We start from the raw sequence: 15256 nt of genomic DNA, 5'->3' as shown, positions 1-15256 counted from the left end.
GAGTCGGGCCCGTGGCCCGTTGCGCAAACGTATCGGGACCGTTTACGGCAACCACCGTGCCAATCCGTTTACGGCTTTCCATAACGGCCGTTTCATCTCTAACCTGCTGTAATCGCGTGATATTTATTGTATGACCACTTTGCCAATTTTTCCGATGGAGAATCTTGTCTTGCAGAATCCTGGCCGGCTATGTATCATTTTGTCCTTACAGAGGCACCAAAAATTAAGCTGATTGGTATCAATCTTCCGCACAGCCAAGTCCCCCTTTGAAAAAGGGGGATTTAGGGGGATTTGCTTTTGGTTGGCGCTTATACCCCCCCCTGGCCCCCCTTTTTCAAAGGGGGGTAACTTCCATGCCGTTTTCAGGATGAAACTTGCGGCGACTTACAGGTGATCAATGCTCAAGGCACGAATTCTGATCTGCGACGACGAGGAGGGAATCAGGCGCTACCTCCAGAAACTCCTCCAGGCGAAGGAGTACGAGGTGGAGACCTTCGCCGACGGAACGACCCTGCTGGCGCGGCTGGAGGGGGGGACGGACGGGGATGCGGACATGCTCCTGCAGGACGTGCGGATGCCGGACATGGACGGGATCGAGGTCCTGAAGCGGGCGAAGAAGCTCCGCCCCACCCTGCCGGTGGTGGTGATGACCGCCTTCGGCACCATCGACTCGGCGGTGGACGCCATCAAGCACGGCGCCTACGACTACGTCACCAAGCCGTTCCCCAAGGAGAAGATCCTCGGCGTCATCGAGAACGCCCTGGAGCTGGACCTCCTGATGAAGGAGAACCGGGTCCTGAAGGAAGAGCTCAACCGGACCGATACCCCCGACAACATCATCTTCACCAGCGCCAAGTTCCGGGCGGTGTACGAGCTGACCCTGCAGGTGGCGGCCAGCGACGCCAACATCCTGGTCCTCGGCGAGTCGGGGACCGGCAAGGAGCTCATCGCCGGCGCCGTCCATTACAACAGCTCCCGGCGGGGGAAGCGCTTCCTCTCCATCAACTGCGCGGCCCTTTCCGACACCCTGCTGGAGAGCCAGCTCTTCGGCCACGTGCGCGGCGCCTTCACCGGCGCCATCACCACCCAGAAGGGGCTCCTGGAGGAGGCCGACGGCGGCACCCTCTTCCTGGACGAGATCGGCGACGTCTCCGCCGCGGTCCAGGCGAAGCTCTTGCGGGTGATCCAGGAGCGAAGCTTCATCCCCGTGGGGGCCACCAAGGCGAAGAGCGTCGACATCCGCTTCGTGGCCGCCACCAACAAGGATCTGGAAAAGGAGGTCCGGGAGGGGCGGTTCCGGGAGGACCTCTACTACCGCCTGAACGTCATCACCATCGACCTCCCGCCGCTGCGGGAGCGCCCCGAGGACATCGAGCCCCTGGCCGAGCATTTCATGCGGAAGTACTCGCGGCGGATCCGCAAGGAGATCCGGGGGTTCTCTCCTGAAGCCCTGCACGAGATGCGGAGCTACCACTGGCCCGGCAACGTCCGGGAGCTGGAGAACGTCATGGAGCGGGCGGTGATCCTCACCCGCGGCGAGACCATCACCCCGGAGGTCCTCCCGATCCGCCGGAAGGAGCCGGCAGCCCCCCCCGCCGCGGAGAACCGCCTCATCTCCCTGGAGGTCATCGAGCGGGAGCACATCGAGCGGGTGCTGCGCCAGACAGGGTTCCACAAGAGCCGCTCCGCCGAGATCCTCGGCATCTCCCGCAAGACCCTCGACCGCAAGATCGCCGAATACGGCCTCGCCCTCCCCGGCGGCGCTACGCCGGCACCGGACACTGAATGAAGCGGCTCCGCTTCCCCATCCGCCTCAAGCTGACCGTCGCCTCCCTCCTCCCCCTCTTCGTCGCCACGGTCATCTGCTGGCTGATCGGGGTCTACATCATCAACTCCCGCATCGCGAGCCAGGCCCAGGAAAAGGTCCGGACCGACCTCAACGCCGCCCGCTCGGTCTACAACGGCGAGATCGACCACGTCCGCGACGTGGTCAAGTTCACCGCCACCAACCCCTTCACCGCCGCCGTCGTGGCACGCGGCGACCGGCAGGTGCTCCGCAGCCTCCTGGCGCCGCTGAAACGGAGTGAGGGGCTCGACATCCTGACCGCGGTGGACGCCGAAGGGAACGTCATCTTCCGCGCCGGGAATCCCGGCGCCTTCGGCGACGGCCAGATAAACGAGCAGATCGTCAGGCGGGCCCTCGGGGGGGAACAGGTATCGGGGACCGAGGTGGTCCCGGCGGCGGAGCTGGCCAAGGAGGGAAACGAGCTGGCGAGCCGGGCGGCCATCGAGATCGTCCCCACCCCCTTCGCCCGCAAGCGCGACGAGCTCGTGGAGCGCTCCGGCATGATGCTGCTGGCCGCCGCGCCGGTGCGCGACGGAAGCGGCCGCACCGTCGGCGCCCTCTACGGCGGGATCCTCCTCAACAACAACAACGAGCTGGTGGACCGGATCAAGAAGATCGTCTTCGAGGGGGTGAGCTTCCAGGGGCGCGACGTGGGGACCGCCACCCTCTTCCTCGGCGACCTGCGGGTCGCCACCAACGTCCTCTCCGCTCCCGAGCAGCGGGCCATCGGCACCCGGCTCTCCGAGGAGGTCTACAACCGGGTCATCCTCAACCGCGAGAAGTGGGTCGCCCGCGCCTTCGTCGTCAACGACTGGTACTTCGCCGCCTACGAGCCGATCCTCAACCTGAGCGGCGCCCCGATCGGCTCCCTCTACGTGGGGATGCTGGAGCGCCCCTACGAGGAGATGACCCGGGAGATCACCTTCATCTTCGGGGTGGTCCTCTTCTGCGGCTCCTTCATCGGCATCGCCATCTCCAGCTTCACCAGCTCGCGCCTGGCCCGCCCCATCAGGGAGCTGGAGACCGCGGCCCGCCGGATCACCGCCGGCGAGCGCGGGCTCCCCATCGCCGTCGAGACCCGGGACGAGATCGGCGAGCTGGCCCGCGAGCTCGCCACCATGACCTCCACCCTCACCCAGCGGGAAGAGGACATCACCACCCTGAACCGCCAGCTGGAGCGGAAGGTGCTGGAGCGGACCGCCCAGCTGGAGGAAAAGAACCTCCTCCTCGTCAAGGCCCAGGAAGAGCTGGTGCGGGCGGCGAAGCTGGCCGACATCGGGATGCTGGCCGCCGGCGTGGCCCACGAGATCAACAACCCGATGGCGATCATCCGGGGGAATGCCGAGCTCCTCCAGATGGCGCTCCCCGAAGACGACCCGAACCGGGAGGAGGTGGACACCATCGCCCAGCAGGTGGGACGGGTGGAGCGGATCGTCGGCAACCTCCTCACCTTCGCCCGGCAGCAGCGGAAACGGCTCGGCACGGTGGCGCTCCACCCGCTGCTGGACGAGATCCTCAGGCAGGTGGGACACCAGGTCCCCCTCGCCGGCATCGAAATCCGCCGGCTTTACTCGCCGCTCGTCTCCGAGATCGACGGCGACGGCGACCAGCTCCGCCAGGTCTTCACCAACCTGATCCTGAACGCCATCCAGGCGATGAGGGTGGGTGGGATCCTGACGGTGGCGACCGCCCTCGACGAGGCAGCCGGAACCTGCACCGTCTCGGTCAGCGACACCGGCTGCGGCATCGCGCCGGAGAACCTGAAGCGGATCTTCAGCCCCTTCTTCACCACCAGGGGAGAAGGGACCGGCCTCGGCCTGTCGGTCTCCTACGGCATCGTCAAGGACCACGGCGGGAACATCGCGGTGGCAAGCGAGGAGGGAACGGGAACCTCCTTCCGGGTGGTGCTGCCGCTGCGGCAGGGGGATTTCGAAACGGAGCGACCGCCGGCACCCCCGTGATTCTCCCGAAGCAGAACGCAAAAGAGGCCATCTCCCGGCGGGGGATGGCCTCTTTCACTGATGCTGCTGCCTGCCCCCGGTCAGGGAGCGAGCAGCCCGTACTGTCTGATCTTGCGGTAGAGGGTGTTCCTCCCGATCCCCAGGACCTTCGCCGTCTCGGTGATGTTCCACCGGTACTGCTCCAGCGCCCTCCTTATGGTCTCCTCCTCGGTATCCTTGAGACCACGGCGGGGGGGCGTCCCGACCCCCTTCTCCCCCATGACCGCCATGAGCCTCGTTTCCAGGGCGCGCACGGCGTCGAGCATTCGCTTCAGGTCGTCGGCGCCCATTTTCTCCAGGAGATCGGCCCGTCCACACTGCTCCAGGAACCGCCCGGGGGAGAGGAGATCCCCCCCCTGCCCGCTGTCGGATACCATGGAGGAGGGGGGGGTATCGTCGGCGGCAGCGCCGTTCAGGAGCGTGCTCCCGAGGTGCTCGGGAAGGATGGTGCCGTCGTTGCACAACACCACGGCGCGCCGCATGACGTTTGCCAGCTGACGGATGTTCCCCGGCCAGCCGTACCCCTGCAGGAGGCGCAGCGCCTGGGGGGAGATCCGGAACGCGGGGTTGAACTGGTGAACGAAGTGCTCCGCCAGCCGGGGGATGTCTTCGGCGCGGGAGCGTAGCGGCGGGATCTCCAGCCGCACCACGTTGAGCCGGTAATAGAGGTCCTCGCGGAAGGTCTTCTCGCGGATCGCCTGTTCCAGGTCGACGTTGGTGGCGGCGATCACCCGCACGTCGGTCTTGATCGGCTTTTCGCCCCCCACCCGCATGAATTCGCCGGTCTCCAGCACCCGCAGGAGCTTCACCTGGATCTGGGGACTGGCGTCGCCGATTTCGTCCAGGAGGAGGGTGCCGCGGTTGGCCAGCTCGAAGATGCCGCGGCGGGGCTGGTTGGCCCCGGTGAAGGCCCCCTTCTCGTGGCCGAAGAGCTCGCTCTCCAGGAGGTTTTCCGGCAGGGCGCCGCAGTTCACCGGGATGAACGCCTGGTCCGCCCTCCCCGACGCGGCGTGGATGAACCGGGCCAGGACCTCCTTGCCGGTGCCGGTGTTCCCCTGGATCAGGATGGTGACGTTCTTGGTGGCGATCTTGTGGGCCAGGGAGACGAGGCGCCTCATGGCCGGCGAGGTGCCGACCTGGAAACCGACGGCGCGGGCCACCTCGGACCACTCCTCGGCGGCGCCGCTCCCCTGCTGCAGGTTGCGGCCGTGAAGGGCGGCCTTTTCGATCAGGCTCTCGATCTCCTCGATGTTGTCGAAGGGCTTTTCGAGGTATTCGTAGGCGCCGAGCTGCATCGCCGTGACCGCCGTCTTGATGGTGCTGTAGCCGGTCATGATGATGACTTCGCAGCCGGGCTGCCGGGACTTGATCGCCTGCAGGAGGGTCAGCCCGTCGGTATCCGGCAGCTTCGGGTCCACCATGGCCACGTTGAAGCTGGTTTCGCCGAGGGCCGCCAGGGCGTCCGGCTCGTTGGAAGCGGTGACGACGCCGTACCCTTTTCTCGTCAGCAGGCGGCGGAAGAAGGTGCAGACATCCGTTTCGTCGTCGATGATCAGTACCTGGATCTGGGACATGCTCTTTCTCGCTTTACCATTCATTGTCTTGCCCCCCCCTCGACGGGAGGGGGTGAGGGGGTGGGTGACCGCCAAGGGGGAGGGAACTATTTAAGACTCCATTGGATCCCTACTGCTCAATTGGGAGGAGCAGCGAAAACGTGCTCCCCTCCCCCTCCCGGCTCTCCACCTCGATGGTGCCGTTGTGGGACTCGGCGATCCCCAGGCTGACCGAAAGGCCGAGCCCGGTTCCCTTGGTCGCCTCCTTGCTCGTGTAGAAGGGGGTGAAGATCTTCGAGAGGTTTTCCGGGGGGATGCCGATGCCGTTGTCGCTCACGCTGAGCACGGCCCACTTCCTCCCCCCCTTCACCAGGAGGGCGGTGGCCACCGTCACCACCTTCTCCTTCCGCTCCACCTCGGCGAGGGCATCCCGGGCGTTGATCAGGAAATTGGTCAGCACCTGCTGGATCTGGGGGCCGTTGGCGGTGAGCCGCGGCAGGAAGGGGGCGAGCTGCTCGACGATCCGGATCTGGCTCCGGTTGATCTGGTACTGGATCATGCTCAGGACCCGTTCCACCTCCTCGTTGAGGTCGATGTCGGTCACCGGGGGCTGGTTCTGCCGGGAGAAGGTCAGCAGGTTCTGGATGATCCGCTTGCAGCGCAGCCCCGAGTTGATGATGTCTTCCAGGACCTCGGCCTTGTCGTACTGGGCGTCCTGCTGGAGGTCCCGCACCAGCAGCTGCGCGGTCCCGATGATGACCGTCATGGGGCTGTTCAGCTCGTGGGCCACCCCGGCCGCCATCTCCCCCAGCGCCGCCAGCTTGGCCGTCTGGACCAGCTGCGCCTCCATCTTGGTCTTCTCGGTGACATCCTTGATGATGATCGTCACCGCCGAAAGCTGCTTGTCTTCGCTGAACACCGGGTAGTAGGAAAGGTCGAGGATCAACCCCGCCTCGGTCTGCCACTGCTGGAACACCGGCTTGCCGGTCCGCTGGACCTCCTGGATGGGGCAATTGTCGCAGGGGTGGGTGCGGCCGTGGAGCCTGGCAAAGCACTTGTTGCTCACCGCCTGGTTCCAGAACCCGCTCATCACCGGCGGAAGCCGGTTGTTGTGGAGCAGGACGTTGTAGTCGGTGTCCACCAGGAAGATCGGGTCGGTAACCGCCAGGAAGGTCTCCTCCCATTCCTTCTTGGCCCGGGAGACCTGCATGTAGAGGCGGGCGTTCTGGATACTGATCGACAGCTGGTCGGCCAGGTGCTGAACAAAGCTGAGATCCGCCTCGTTGTACGCCCCCTCAGCGCCGCAGGCGACGATCAGCGCCCCGATCACCTCGTCCCGCTGGAACATCGGCGCCACCGCCAGCGACCGGAGCGAACCCGAATAGCGGGGATTGATCCGGACGTGGCTGAGCTCCTCCTCCGTCAGGTTGTAGATGCCGGCCCGTCTGGTGCGGATGACGTTCAGGGCCGGGGAGTGGGCCGGAAAGTCGTCAATCCGGCAGAAGTCCCGGGGCATCAGCGCCTTGAGCCGCAGGTCGCCATTGCGTACCGTCACGAGACCCAGGAAATCGCACGGCAGGGTCTGGGGAAACTTGCTGAACGCCCGTTCGAGGATATCCTCGATCGACATGTCGATGTTGATGTCCCGGGTGAGCTGCTGGAGGATCTGCAGGCGGCTGTTCTGCTTGAGGATCTCCTGGTTCCGTTTCTTCAGCTCGACGTAGTAGTTGAGCTTGGAGGAGTCGACCCCGGTCAGTTGTTCAAGGAGCTTTTCCCTGTTATTCATTGCCATTCTATCCTTATGCACACCGCGTTCGGATTTGGGGGAGATTTGGCCCGGCCGATCGAGCATAACCGCAGGCGTAGCAGCGCTACGTCGAGGATTATGGGATTGAGACCGGGTCGAAGATCCCCCGAAGGCGGAGGCGGACTACATCGCCTTGCGGAAGATGGCTTCAATTTCATCCACCGAGGCATTGCGCGGGTTGGTCACCAGGCAGGCATCGTTGAGGGCGTTGCGGCTCAGCTGCGGGATGAACTCCGGGCGCAGCCCCAGCTCCCCCAGCCCCTTGGCGAGGCCGATATCGGCAATCAGCTCCCGGATCCCCTCGATGGCCAGCCGTGCCCCCTCCTCCACGGTGGTATTGCGCACATCCTTCCCCAGGGCCCAGGCGATCTGCCTGAAACGCTCGGGGCAGGCCGGGAGGTTGAACTCCATGACGTGCGGCAGGATCGAGGCGTTGGCCTCGCCGTGGTGCTGGTCCAGGAGGCCGTCCACCTGGTGGGTCATGGCGTGGGTGGCCCCCAGGATGGCGTTGGAAAACGCGATACCGGCGGTGAGGCTCGCCATCGCCATGTTGGTGTTGGCCTCGGCGTCCCCGCGATCCGCCACCGCTCGCCGGAGGTTGGCGGCGATGAGCTGGATCGCCTTGGAAGCGTGGATGTCGGTCAGGGGGGTCGCCGCCAGGGAGACGTAGGACTCGATGCCATGGGTGAGGGCATCCATGCCGGTGGCGGCCGCCAGCTTGGCGTTCTTGGTGCTGAGGAGCTCCGGGTCGACGATGGCGATGTCCGGGACCAGGGACTTGGAGATGATCGACATCTTCAGCTTCCGCTCGGTGTCGACGATGATGGCGAACTGGCTTACCTCGGAGCCGGCGCCGGCGGTGGAGGGGGCGATCACCATGGGGGGCAGGGGGCGGGAGATCTTGTTGATCCCCTCGTAATCGCGCAACTGCCCGCCGTTGCTGGCGAGGATCGCCACCGCCTTCGCCACGTCGGTGGGGCTGCCGCCGCCGACGGCGACAATGGCGTCGCACCCCGAGGCCTGGTAGCGCCGCGCCCCCTCCAGCACCTCGAAATCCTTCGGGTTAGAGGTGAGGGACGAGTAGATCTCGGTTTCCAGGCCGACGGCGTGGAGGTAGTGCAGCGCCTGGTCTACCCAGCCGGCGTTGATCACATCCTCGTCGCTGACCAGAAACACCTTGGAGGCGCCGATCCGGGCGGCGCTCTCGCCGATCTGGCTCAGGGAACCGCGACCGAAGATGATCTCCGGCGCCACAAACTTGCTGATATTCACACTGTCTCCTTTCGGAACCGGGCAGGCTCCCGCGGTCCCACCGTCAAACCTTAGGGATGATGCCGTATACAGCCGTATACGTTTGCAATTCCCGTGCAAAAGCCGCCAACCGACCGTTTACGGCATTCTGCGCCACAACGGTCCACCAACGTTGCTCCATTTAGGAACAGGGACTACTGCTCCATTTTAGCGCATTCTGTTCCGATATGGCACGCGGTTTGTTTTCTGGATGGACTGGGGTATTAATACAATGAACCTCATCGGCCCCGAGGCGGAGCGCATCCTCTTTCTTGCCGGGCGAGGTGGTAAAGACGACCACATGGGCGCCGAAGGCCTTGGCGAACTTCACTCCCATGTGCCCGAGCCCGCCAAGACCGACCACGCCGACCTTCTTCCCGTTGAGATCTCCCCAGCGGCGGATCGGCGACCAGGTGGTGATCCCGGCGCAGAGCAGCGGCGCGACTCCGGCAAGCTGGAGGAGCCAGCGGCGAGGTGGCGCTGGCTGCGGAATAGGCTTTTGCTTTGTACATGGTTGTCTCCTGTTCAGATTTTAAGTCCCCCTTTAAAAAAGGGGGATTTAGGGGGATTTGCAGCAGGTAGCAGCGTGAAGAAATCCCCCCCAGCCCCCCTTTGTCAAAGGGGGGAGTGAGTGATTACCGGCCGGTCAACTGCTCCAGCTTTTCCGGGTACCGGTTGCCTTGCACGGTGATCTGGGCGGCGGCGCTGTCGATCTCGCGGAGATCATCGGCAGTGAGTTCAATGGCAACCGCGCCAATGTTCTCGTCCAGCCGATCCAGCTTCGTGGTCCCGGGGATCGGCACAATCCACGGCTTCTGGGCCAGCAGCCAGGCGAGGGCGATCTGGGCGGGGGTCGCGTTTTTCTCTGCCGCGATTCTCCCGAGCAGATCGACCATGGCCTGATTCGCCTTCATTCCGGTGACAGTTTACTTAATTCCCTCACGCCGCCAGGCGGAAGGTCGCATCGATCTCGTCCCAGGGTACGAAGAACCGGCTCTCTTCATCCTTCTCCACAAGGCCCAACCGCTCCAGGGTCTTCACATCATCAAAGACATTGCGGTATTGCCGGTGAAGCTTCTTCGCCAAGGCGTTGATGCTCACATGCCCCATCGCGTGCAGGGTATTGAGCAGTTCGAACCGTTTCGGAGTCAGGTATTTGAGCAGTGTGGGAAGATCCTCGAAATAGAGCCGTTCGACCGGCTGCTCCGGTCGCCAGCCGCTGTCGAGCTTGCGGGCGATTTCTCGCGCCTCGGCAAAGAATTCCTCGTCGGACTTGATCCCAACCTTGATATCTCGTTTCATTTTTTCAGCGCCTCCCTGATGTCCTTTTCGAAATCGGCAAACAACGCTTCCAGAGTGGTGAAGAGATACGCACGGAATTCCAGGGACACCATGCAAAATTTACCCATCCCACAAAACCTCAGGCAAGGGAACTACCCACCCGCCGGCCGGTTCAGCACCTCAATCACTTCCGTTGCCACAAAGATCCTGTTCCGCTGCTGTTTGACCGGCTGGACCAGAATGCCCATTTTCTCCAATTGGGCCAGGGCGGCGCTTGCGGCAGGAAAGGAAATGTCGAGCGCTTTGCCGGCATTATGCGCCGTCAAAACCGGCGTACCGATCATCAACTCGGGAAATTTGAGCAGCGACGAGTGGGAGCGGAGCCCCAGCTGGGCGAGCTGCCCCTTCCATCTGTTCAGGATACCTTCGAGGGCCAGGGCGGTCCGCATCGACTCCTGGACCGCCTCCTCGACGCCGCAGGCAAAGAATTGCACCCACGCCGACCATTCATCACGAAGCTGGACACCCGCCAGGCCGTCGTAATACTCCCGCTGGTTGTCTTTCAGGTATCCAGCCAGATAGACGGGAGGATAGCCTTCCGCGGCGAGCATGAGCGGCAGCAGGATTCTGCCGACCCTGCCGTTGCCGTCGATAAAGGGGTGAATCGTCTCGAATTGCGCATGGGCAATCGCCATCCGCATCACGAGGGACAGCACCACCTGTTCTTCTTCCCCTGGACTGTACGTCAGCAACCGTGCCAGGTCGTCCATGCATGCCGGCACACGATCAGGAGGTGGCGGCACGAAGCGGGCCCGGTAAATGTTGCCTCCGCCGCCGATCCAGTTCTGTATTTTTCTGAATTCGCCGGGTGTGCCGCCATGCTCCACGCCATCCATGAGGTGCGCATGAAGCTCTTTCACCAAGACGTTGTCGAGCGCTGCGGGGCCGCTCTCCCTGACTTTCCGCAAGCCGTATTCGAGGGCAACCACGTAATTGCGGGTGACCCGGACATCCGGCGGGAGTCCCTCGCCACTGCCTGTCGCCTCGTAGGTGAAGAGGTCGTTCACGCCGGCGTTGGTCCCTTCGATCTGGCTGCTCCGGACCGCTTCCCGCCGATCCGCGGTTCGCGTGATGAGATCGGTGTTCGGGAGCCGCGACGAGAGGTCCTTCAGAAGTTCCAGGGCATTCGATGCACGACGCAACTCGTCGCCCGCTCCCTTAAGATCGAGAACGCGAGGCGTTGGCGGCGGCACAAGCGCAAGGGCCCCGGGGTAATCGACGCAGGGGACGAGCAGTTTTCGACGTGCAGGGGAGAGGTCACTCGTTTTCATGGCAAAAACCTTTAGTAGAGGATGGTTTAGTTTAAAGTTAGTTCTAAAACTTTAAATAAGCAAGAGCACTATTTATAGTTTTGGTCAAAACCTTTCAATAGTGCGGCCGATTGTTCAGTTTATTATTAAGCTGACCTGGAGACCCTTGATCCTGACAGTTCGGGCTCCATTACGGCAAAGAGAAAACCCCAATTTCCCCTATCAGACTTCCCCCTCTCTTGACGGGAGGGGGTCAGGGTGTGGTTGAATGCTCAACATATGAGAAACTGAGGTCGTGACAACTTCCCCCCCACCCTAACGGGGGAGGGAACTATTCGGGACTGTTGCATGAGACTCAGACCCATTTCCACACAAAAAAAGCCGCTCCCGTCTGCACGATGCAGACGGGAGCGGCTTTTTTCGCGACAGTTGTTGCGCGGCGCGTCAGGACAGGTGACTGTTGATGGCCGCGGCGGCCCGCTTGCCGTCACCCATGGCGAGGATCACCGTGGCCCCGCCGCGCACCATGTCTCCCCCCGCGTAGACGCCGGGGATGCTGGTGGCGCCGTTTTCGTCCGCCACGATGTTCCCCCAGCGGTTCAGCTCCAGGGCGGGGGCGGTGGCGGTGAGAAGCGGGTTGGCGCGGGTGCCGACGGCGTTCACCACCACCTCCGCCGGGAGGTCGAACTCCGACCCGGCCACGGCCACCGGCTTGCGGCGCCCCGACTCGTCGGGAGGCCCCAGCTCCATCCGCTGGCAGCGGAGCGCCGCGACCCACCCAGCATCGGTGCCGACGATCTCCAGGGGCGCGGTGAGCATGACGAACTCCACCCCCTCCTCCTTGGCGTGCTTGATCTCCTCCACCCGGGCCGGCATCTCGGCCTCGCCGCGGCGGTAGACGATCATGGCCCGCTCGGCGCCGAGGCGGCGGGCGGTGCGGACGCAGTCCATGGCGGTGTTGCCGCCGCCGATGACCGCCACCTGACGGCCGGCGATGATCGGGGTCGGGGCATGGGGGTTACGCCCCGCCTCCATGAGGTTCACCCGGGTCAGGAACTCGTTGGCCGAGTAGACCCCTTTCAGGTTCTCCCCCGGGATGTTGAGCATGGTGGGGAGCCCGGCGCCGTTGGCGATGAAGACCGCGTCGAACTCCTCCCGCAGCTCCCCCAGGGTGAGGGTCTTGCCGACGATGACGTTGCACTCGATCTCCACCCCCATGGCCACCAGGCGGGAGACCTCCACGTCGATGATCTCCTTGGGAAGGCGGAACTCGGGGATGCCGTAGCGGAGCACCCCGCCGGTGTCGTGGAGCGCCTCGAAGATGGTGACGCCGTGGCCTGCCCGGGCCAGCTCGCCGGCGGCGGTGAGCCCGGCCGGGCCGCAGCCGACCACCGCCACCTTTTTGCCGGTGGCGGGAGGAAGCTGGGTCTTCACGAGTTTCTCCGGGTTGGCCATGGCCCAGTCGGCCACGAAGCGCTCCAGGTAGCCGATGGCCACCGGCTCCCCCTTCATCCCGCGGACGCATTTCGCCTCGCACTGGGTCTCCTGGGGACAGACCCGGCCGCAGACCGCCGGCAGGGCGTTGTCACCCTGGAGGATGCGGGCCGACTCGGGGAGGTTTTCCGCCGCCAGGGCGTCGAGGAACTCGGGGATGGAGACCCCCACGGGGCACCCCTCCACGCAGGGGCGGTGCTTGCACTGGATGCAGCGCTTCGCCTCCCGCACCGCCTCCTCCAGGCCGAGCCCCCGGTTCACCTCCTCGAAGTTCCGGCTCCGGACCGTGGCGTCCAGTTCAGGCATATGGACCCGCCCCAGGGCGAGCCGCTCTTTCATGCCGAGATCGTTAGCCATTGGCCACCTCCTTCGCCAGCCGGCACTCCGTGGCGGCATGGCGGGCCCGTTCCTCGAAGCTGCGGTAGGTGGTAAGGCGGTCGCTCAGGCCGGCGAAATCCACCAGGTGGCCGTCGAACTCCGGGCCGTCGACGCAGGCGAACTTCGACTCTCCTCCCACCACCACGCGGCAGCCGCCGCACATGCCGGTGCCGTCGATCATGATGGGGTTCAGGCTCACCACGGTCTCGATGCCGTGGGGACGGGTGAGCTCCGCCACCGCCCGCATCATCGGCACGGGACCTACGGCGAGCACCACCCTGGGCGCCCGGGCCGGGTCGGCGATGAGGTCGGCCAGCGCGTGGGTGACGAACCCCTTGCGGCCGCGGCTCCCGTCCTCGGTGGTGATGAGGACCTCGGCGGAGAAGGCCGCCAGCTCGTCGGCCAGGATGATGTACTGCTCGGAGCGGCCGCCGATGATGGTGGTCACCTGGTTCCCCGCCTCGGCCAGTGCCCGGGCCAGGGGGAAGAGGACCGCCGTCCCGACCCCGCCGCCGACGCAGGCGACCCGCCCCCAGTTCTCGATGTGGGTCGGCTGTCCCAGGGGGCCGGCCACGTCGCGAAGCGCCCCGCCCACGGGGATGGAGACGATCTTGAGGGTGGAGGCCCCGATGGCCTGGATGAAGAGGGTGATGGTCCCGGCGGCCGGGTCGGCGTCGCCGATGGTGAGCGGGATCCGCTCGTCCCCCCGGTCGGCCCGGACGATGACGAACTGCCCCGGCTTGCGGGCGTTCGCCACGCGCGGCGCCTTCACCGTCAGCCGGTGGAGATTCGGCGCCAGGATTACGTTTTCAAGGATTTCGTACATGCATGCACCTTCCAACAGTGTGATAGCGGCGGCCGGGCCGCCGGAAAAACCTGATATTCGTTATCCTTAGATAACCACAAAACAAAATGTTTACAAAATGATTTCATCAGCCCGGCCGGTCACGACAGGCACTGGAACATCCCGGCGCTCCAGAGGCAGCTCCCGCACGGCTCGGCGTTCACGTAGCAGTCCTGCTCGAAGGTTTCGGCCTGGACGTAGTCGCAGGGGGCGAAGGAGCAGCCGGGGCAGTAGGGGTAGTCGTAGCGCAGGACGTTCTCCCGGTAGGCGCGAAACTCCGGGCCGTTCCAGATGTCGAGGATCCCCCGCCCGGCCAGGTTCCCGAAGAGCCGGGGCTTTACCGGGTGGAGCCAGCCGTTGGCGTAGGAGCGGCAGGAGTGCCAGAGGTAGTAGCAGGGGTGCACCCCCCCGTCCCGGGAGACGAAGGCCCCGCCCTGCTCCACGAAGTCGCACCGCTTGCGCTCCCGCGGCGCCGCCTCGGGGAGCCGGAGATCGAGACCGGTCTCCCGCGCCACCTCCCGCGCCTCCTCGAAGACCTCGGCCACCTCGGCGAGCCGGCCGTAGTCCAGGGCGAAGAGCCGTTTCAGGTCGAGGGTGATGCCGCGGTGGTGGGCATCGGCCCGGATCGCCTCCACGAAGTTGACGATCCGCTGCTCCTCGGGGTTGCGGTCGAACCGGAAGAGGAGCTCGAAGTAGCGGCGGATTTCCACCCCGGCGAGCTCGGCCTTGTCCTGCCAGACGTGGAACAGGGAGAGGGCCTCGTCGGTACAGAGGTCGTAGGCGCATTGATCGGCGTGGGACTCGTCGTAGGGGAGGACGTGGGAGACGAGGGCGAAGGTAACCCCCCGGGCGGCGGCCCACCGGAGCGCCGCCGGGAGCTCCCGCAGGTTATCGCGCATGAGGACGAACTCGACCCCGATCTGCAGGTCGTGCCGGCCGCACCCGGCCTTGGCGGCGGTGAGGGCGGAGAGGGCCCACTCCAGGTCGTTCAGCTTCCCCCCCTCGCGGATCGCCCGGAAGGTGTCGGGGGAGGCGCCGTCCATGGAGAGGCAGACCCGGTCGACCCCCGCATCCACGAGGGAGAGCGCCCGGATGTTGGTCATCAGGAGGCCATTACTCTGGAAGCCGATCCACCCCTCGGCCGGCATGAGCCTGCGGGCCCGGGCGATGAACTGCTCCAGCCGGGGGTTGAGGAGCGGCTCGCCGATCCCGTTCAGGACCAGCGCCTCCAGGCGGGGGAAGGCGGGCTCCAGGGCCGCGAAGGGGGCCGGCTGCAGGTCGCCGTCGGTGATGCCGCACCCCGGCGCCTGCTTCATGCACATCACGCACCCCAGGTTGCAGCGAGTGGTGGTCTCGACGAAGAGCTTCGCGGGGTAGTCGCGCAGGGGGGGCGCGATGGTTGCCGCCTCCCGGGAATTCGGTGTCATATCTTCTCCTGAAGCAAGACGTGAGA

At 65.0% G+C, this 15256-nt stretch carries 10 protein-coding genes and 2 pseudogenes; 2 read left to right on the top strand and 10 right to left on the bottom strand.

Going from position 1 to position 15256, the window contains the following annotated elements:
• The first annotated feature begins 397 nt into the window (after positions 1 to 397).
• Positions 398 to 1789 carry a sigma-54 dependent transcriptional regulator gene (locus tag M6689_RS08030; RefSeq protein ID WP_298270024.1) on the top strand — a complete coding sequence of 464 codons (1392 nt, stop codon included), beginning with the start codon at positions 398 to 400 and terminating at the stop codon, positions 1787 to 1789.
• The gene (locus M6689_RS08025) at positions 1786 to 3807 is read left to right on the top strand and encodes a cache domain-containing protein (RefSeq protein WP_298270022.1); all 2022 of its coding nucleotides are present in this window, start codon (positions 1786 to 1788) and stop codon (positions 3805 to 3807) included. The genes M6689_RS08030 and M6689_RS08025 overlap by 4 nt, the downstream gene beginning before the upstream one ends.
• A gap of 80 nt (positions 3808 to 3887) precedes the next feature.
• On the opposite strand, the gene M6689_RS08020 is transcribed toward M6689_RS08025, so the two are convergent.
• From M6689_RS08020 to M6689_RS07975, 10 genes and pseudogenes are all read right to left on the bottom strand, one after another.
• Complete coding sequence (locus M6689_RS08020; protein ID WP_298270020.1) at positions 3888 to 5420, bottom strand: sigma-54 dependent transcriptional regulator; 1533 nt, start codon at positions 5418 to 5420, stop codon at positions 3888 to 3890.
• Between the two features lie 109 nt (positions 5421 to 5529).
• Positions 5530 to 7185, bottom strand: coding sequence for an ATP-binding protein (locus tag M6689_RS08015; protein WP_298270018.1), 1656 nt, complete (start codon positions 7183 to 7185; stop codon positions 5530 to 5532).
• Between the two features lie 144 nt (positions 7186 to 7329).
• A complete protein-coding gene (locus M6689_RS08010) occupies positions 7330 to 8478 on the bottom strand; it encodes an iron-containing alcohol dehydrogenase (RefSeq protein ID WP_298270016.1) in 1149 nt (382 codons plus the stop codon).
• Positions 8479 to 8731: 253 nt separating this feature from the next.
• A pseudogene (locus M6689_RS16280) lies at positions 8732 to 8950 on the bottom strand (zinc-binding dehydrogenase); the annotation flags it as partial.
• A gap of 181 nt (positions 8951 to 9131) precedes the next feature.
• A pseudogene (locus tag M6689_RS08000) lies at positions 9132 to 9410 on the bottom strand (aldo/keto reductase); the annotation flags it as partial.
• A 25-nt stretch (positions 9411 to 9435) separates the two neighbouring features.
• Positions 9436 to 9798, bottom strand: coding sequence for a MarR family transcriptional regulator (locus M6689_RS07995; RefSeq protein WP_298270012.1), 363 nt, complete (start codon positions 9796 to 9798; stop codon positions 9436 to 9438).
• Between the two features lie 131 nt (positions 9799 to 9929).
• The gene (locus tag M6689_RS07990) at positions 9930 to 11108 is read right to left on the bottom strand and encodes a Fic/DOC family N-terminal domain-containing protein (RefSeq protein WP_298270010.1); all 1179 of its coding nucleotides are present in this window, start codon (positions 11106 to 11108) and stop codon (positions 9930 to 9932) included.
• 423 nt (positions 11109 to 11531) lie between these two features.
• Positions 11532 to 12938: an NADPH-dependent glutamate synthase gene (gltA, locus tag M6689_RS07985; RefSeq protein ID WP_298270008.1), complete on the bottom strand. Its 1407-nt coding sequence runs from the start codon at positions 12936 to 12938 to the stop codon at positions 11532 to 11534.
• The gene (locus tag M6689_RS07980; RefSeq protein WP_298270006.1) at positions 12931 to 13785 is read right to left on the bottom strand and encodes a sulfide/dihydroorotate dehydrogenase-like FAD/NAD-binding protein; all 855 of its coding nucleotides are present in this window, start codon (positions 13783 to 13785) and stop codon (positions 12931 to 12933) included. The genes gltA and M6689_RS07980 overlap by 8 nt, the downstream gene beginning before the upstream one ends.
• A 119-nt stretch (positions 13786 to 13904) precedes the next feature.
• Positions 13905 to 15230, bottom strand: a complete 1326-nt coding sequence (locus M6689_RS07975) for a radical SAM/SPASM domain-containing protein (RefSeq protein ID WP_298270004.1) — start codon at positions 15228 to 15230, stop codon at positions 13905 to 13907.
• Between the last annotated feature and the right edge of the window lie 26 nt (positions 15231 to 15256).

This window comes from Geobacter sp., assembly GCF_027327745.1.
Classification (GTDB): Bacteria; Desulfobacterota; Desulfuromonadia; order Geobacterales; family Geobacteraceae; genus Geobacter.
This window is presented reverse-complemented; position numbering and strand designations above follow the sequence as displayed.

What these genes read in the sequence shown, in the direction of transcription:
- M6689_RS08030 (WP_298270024.1), top strand. Translation starts at nt 398, where the DNA reads ATGCTCAAGGCACGAATTCTGATCTGCGACGACGAGGAGGGAATCAGG.
- M6689_RS08025 (WP_298270022.1), top strand. Translation starts at nt 1,786, where the DNA reads ATGAAGCGGCTCCGCTTCCCCATCCGCCTCAAGCTGACCGTCGCCTCC.
- M6689_RS08020 (WP_298270020.1), bottom strand. Translation starts at nt 5,420, where the DNA reads ATGTCCCAGATCCAGGTACTGATCATCGACGACGAAACGGATGTCTGC.
- M6689_RS08015 (WP_298270018.1), bottom strand. Translation starts at nt 7,185, where the DNA reads ATGAATAACAGGGAAAAGCTCCTTGAACAACTGACCGGGGTCGACTCC.
- M6689_RS07995 (WP_298270012.1), bottom strand. Translation starts at nt 9,798, where the DNA reads ATGAAACGAGATATCAAGGTTGGGATCAAGTCCGACGAGGAATTCTTT.
- M6689_RS07990 (WP_298270010.1), bottom strand. Translation starts at nt 11,108, where the DNA reads ATGAAAACGAGTGACCTCTCCCCTGCACGTCGAAAACTGCTCGTCCCC.
- gltA (WP_298270008.1), bottom strand. Translation starts at nt 12,938, where the DNA reads ATGGCTAACGATCTCGGCATGAAAGAGCGGCTCGCCCTGGGGCGGGTC.
- M6689_RS07980 (WP_298270006.1), bottom strand. Translation starts at nt 13,785, where the DNA reads ATGTACGAAATCCTTGAAAACGTAATCCTGGCGCCGAATCTCCACCGG.
- M6689_RS07975 (WP_298270004.1), bottom strand. Translation starts at nt 15,230, where the DNA reads ATGACACCGAATTCCCGGGAGGCGGCAACCATCGCGCCCCCCCTGCGC.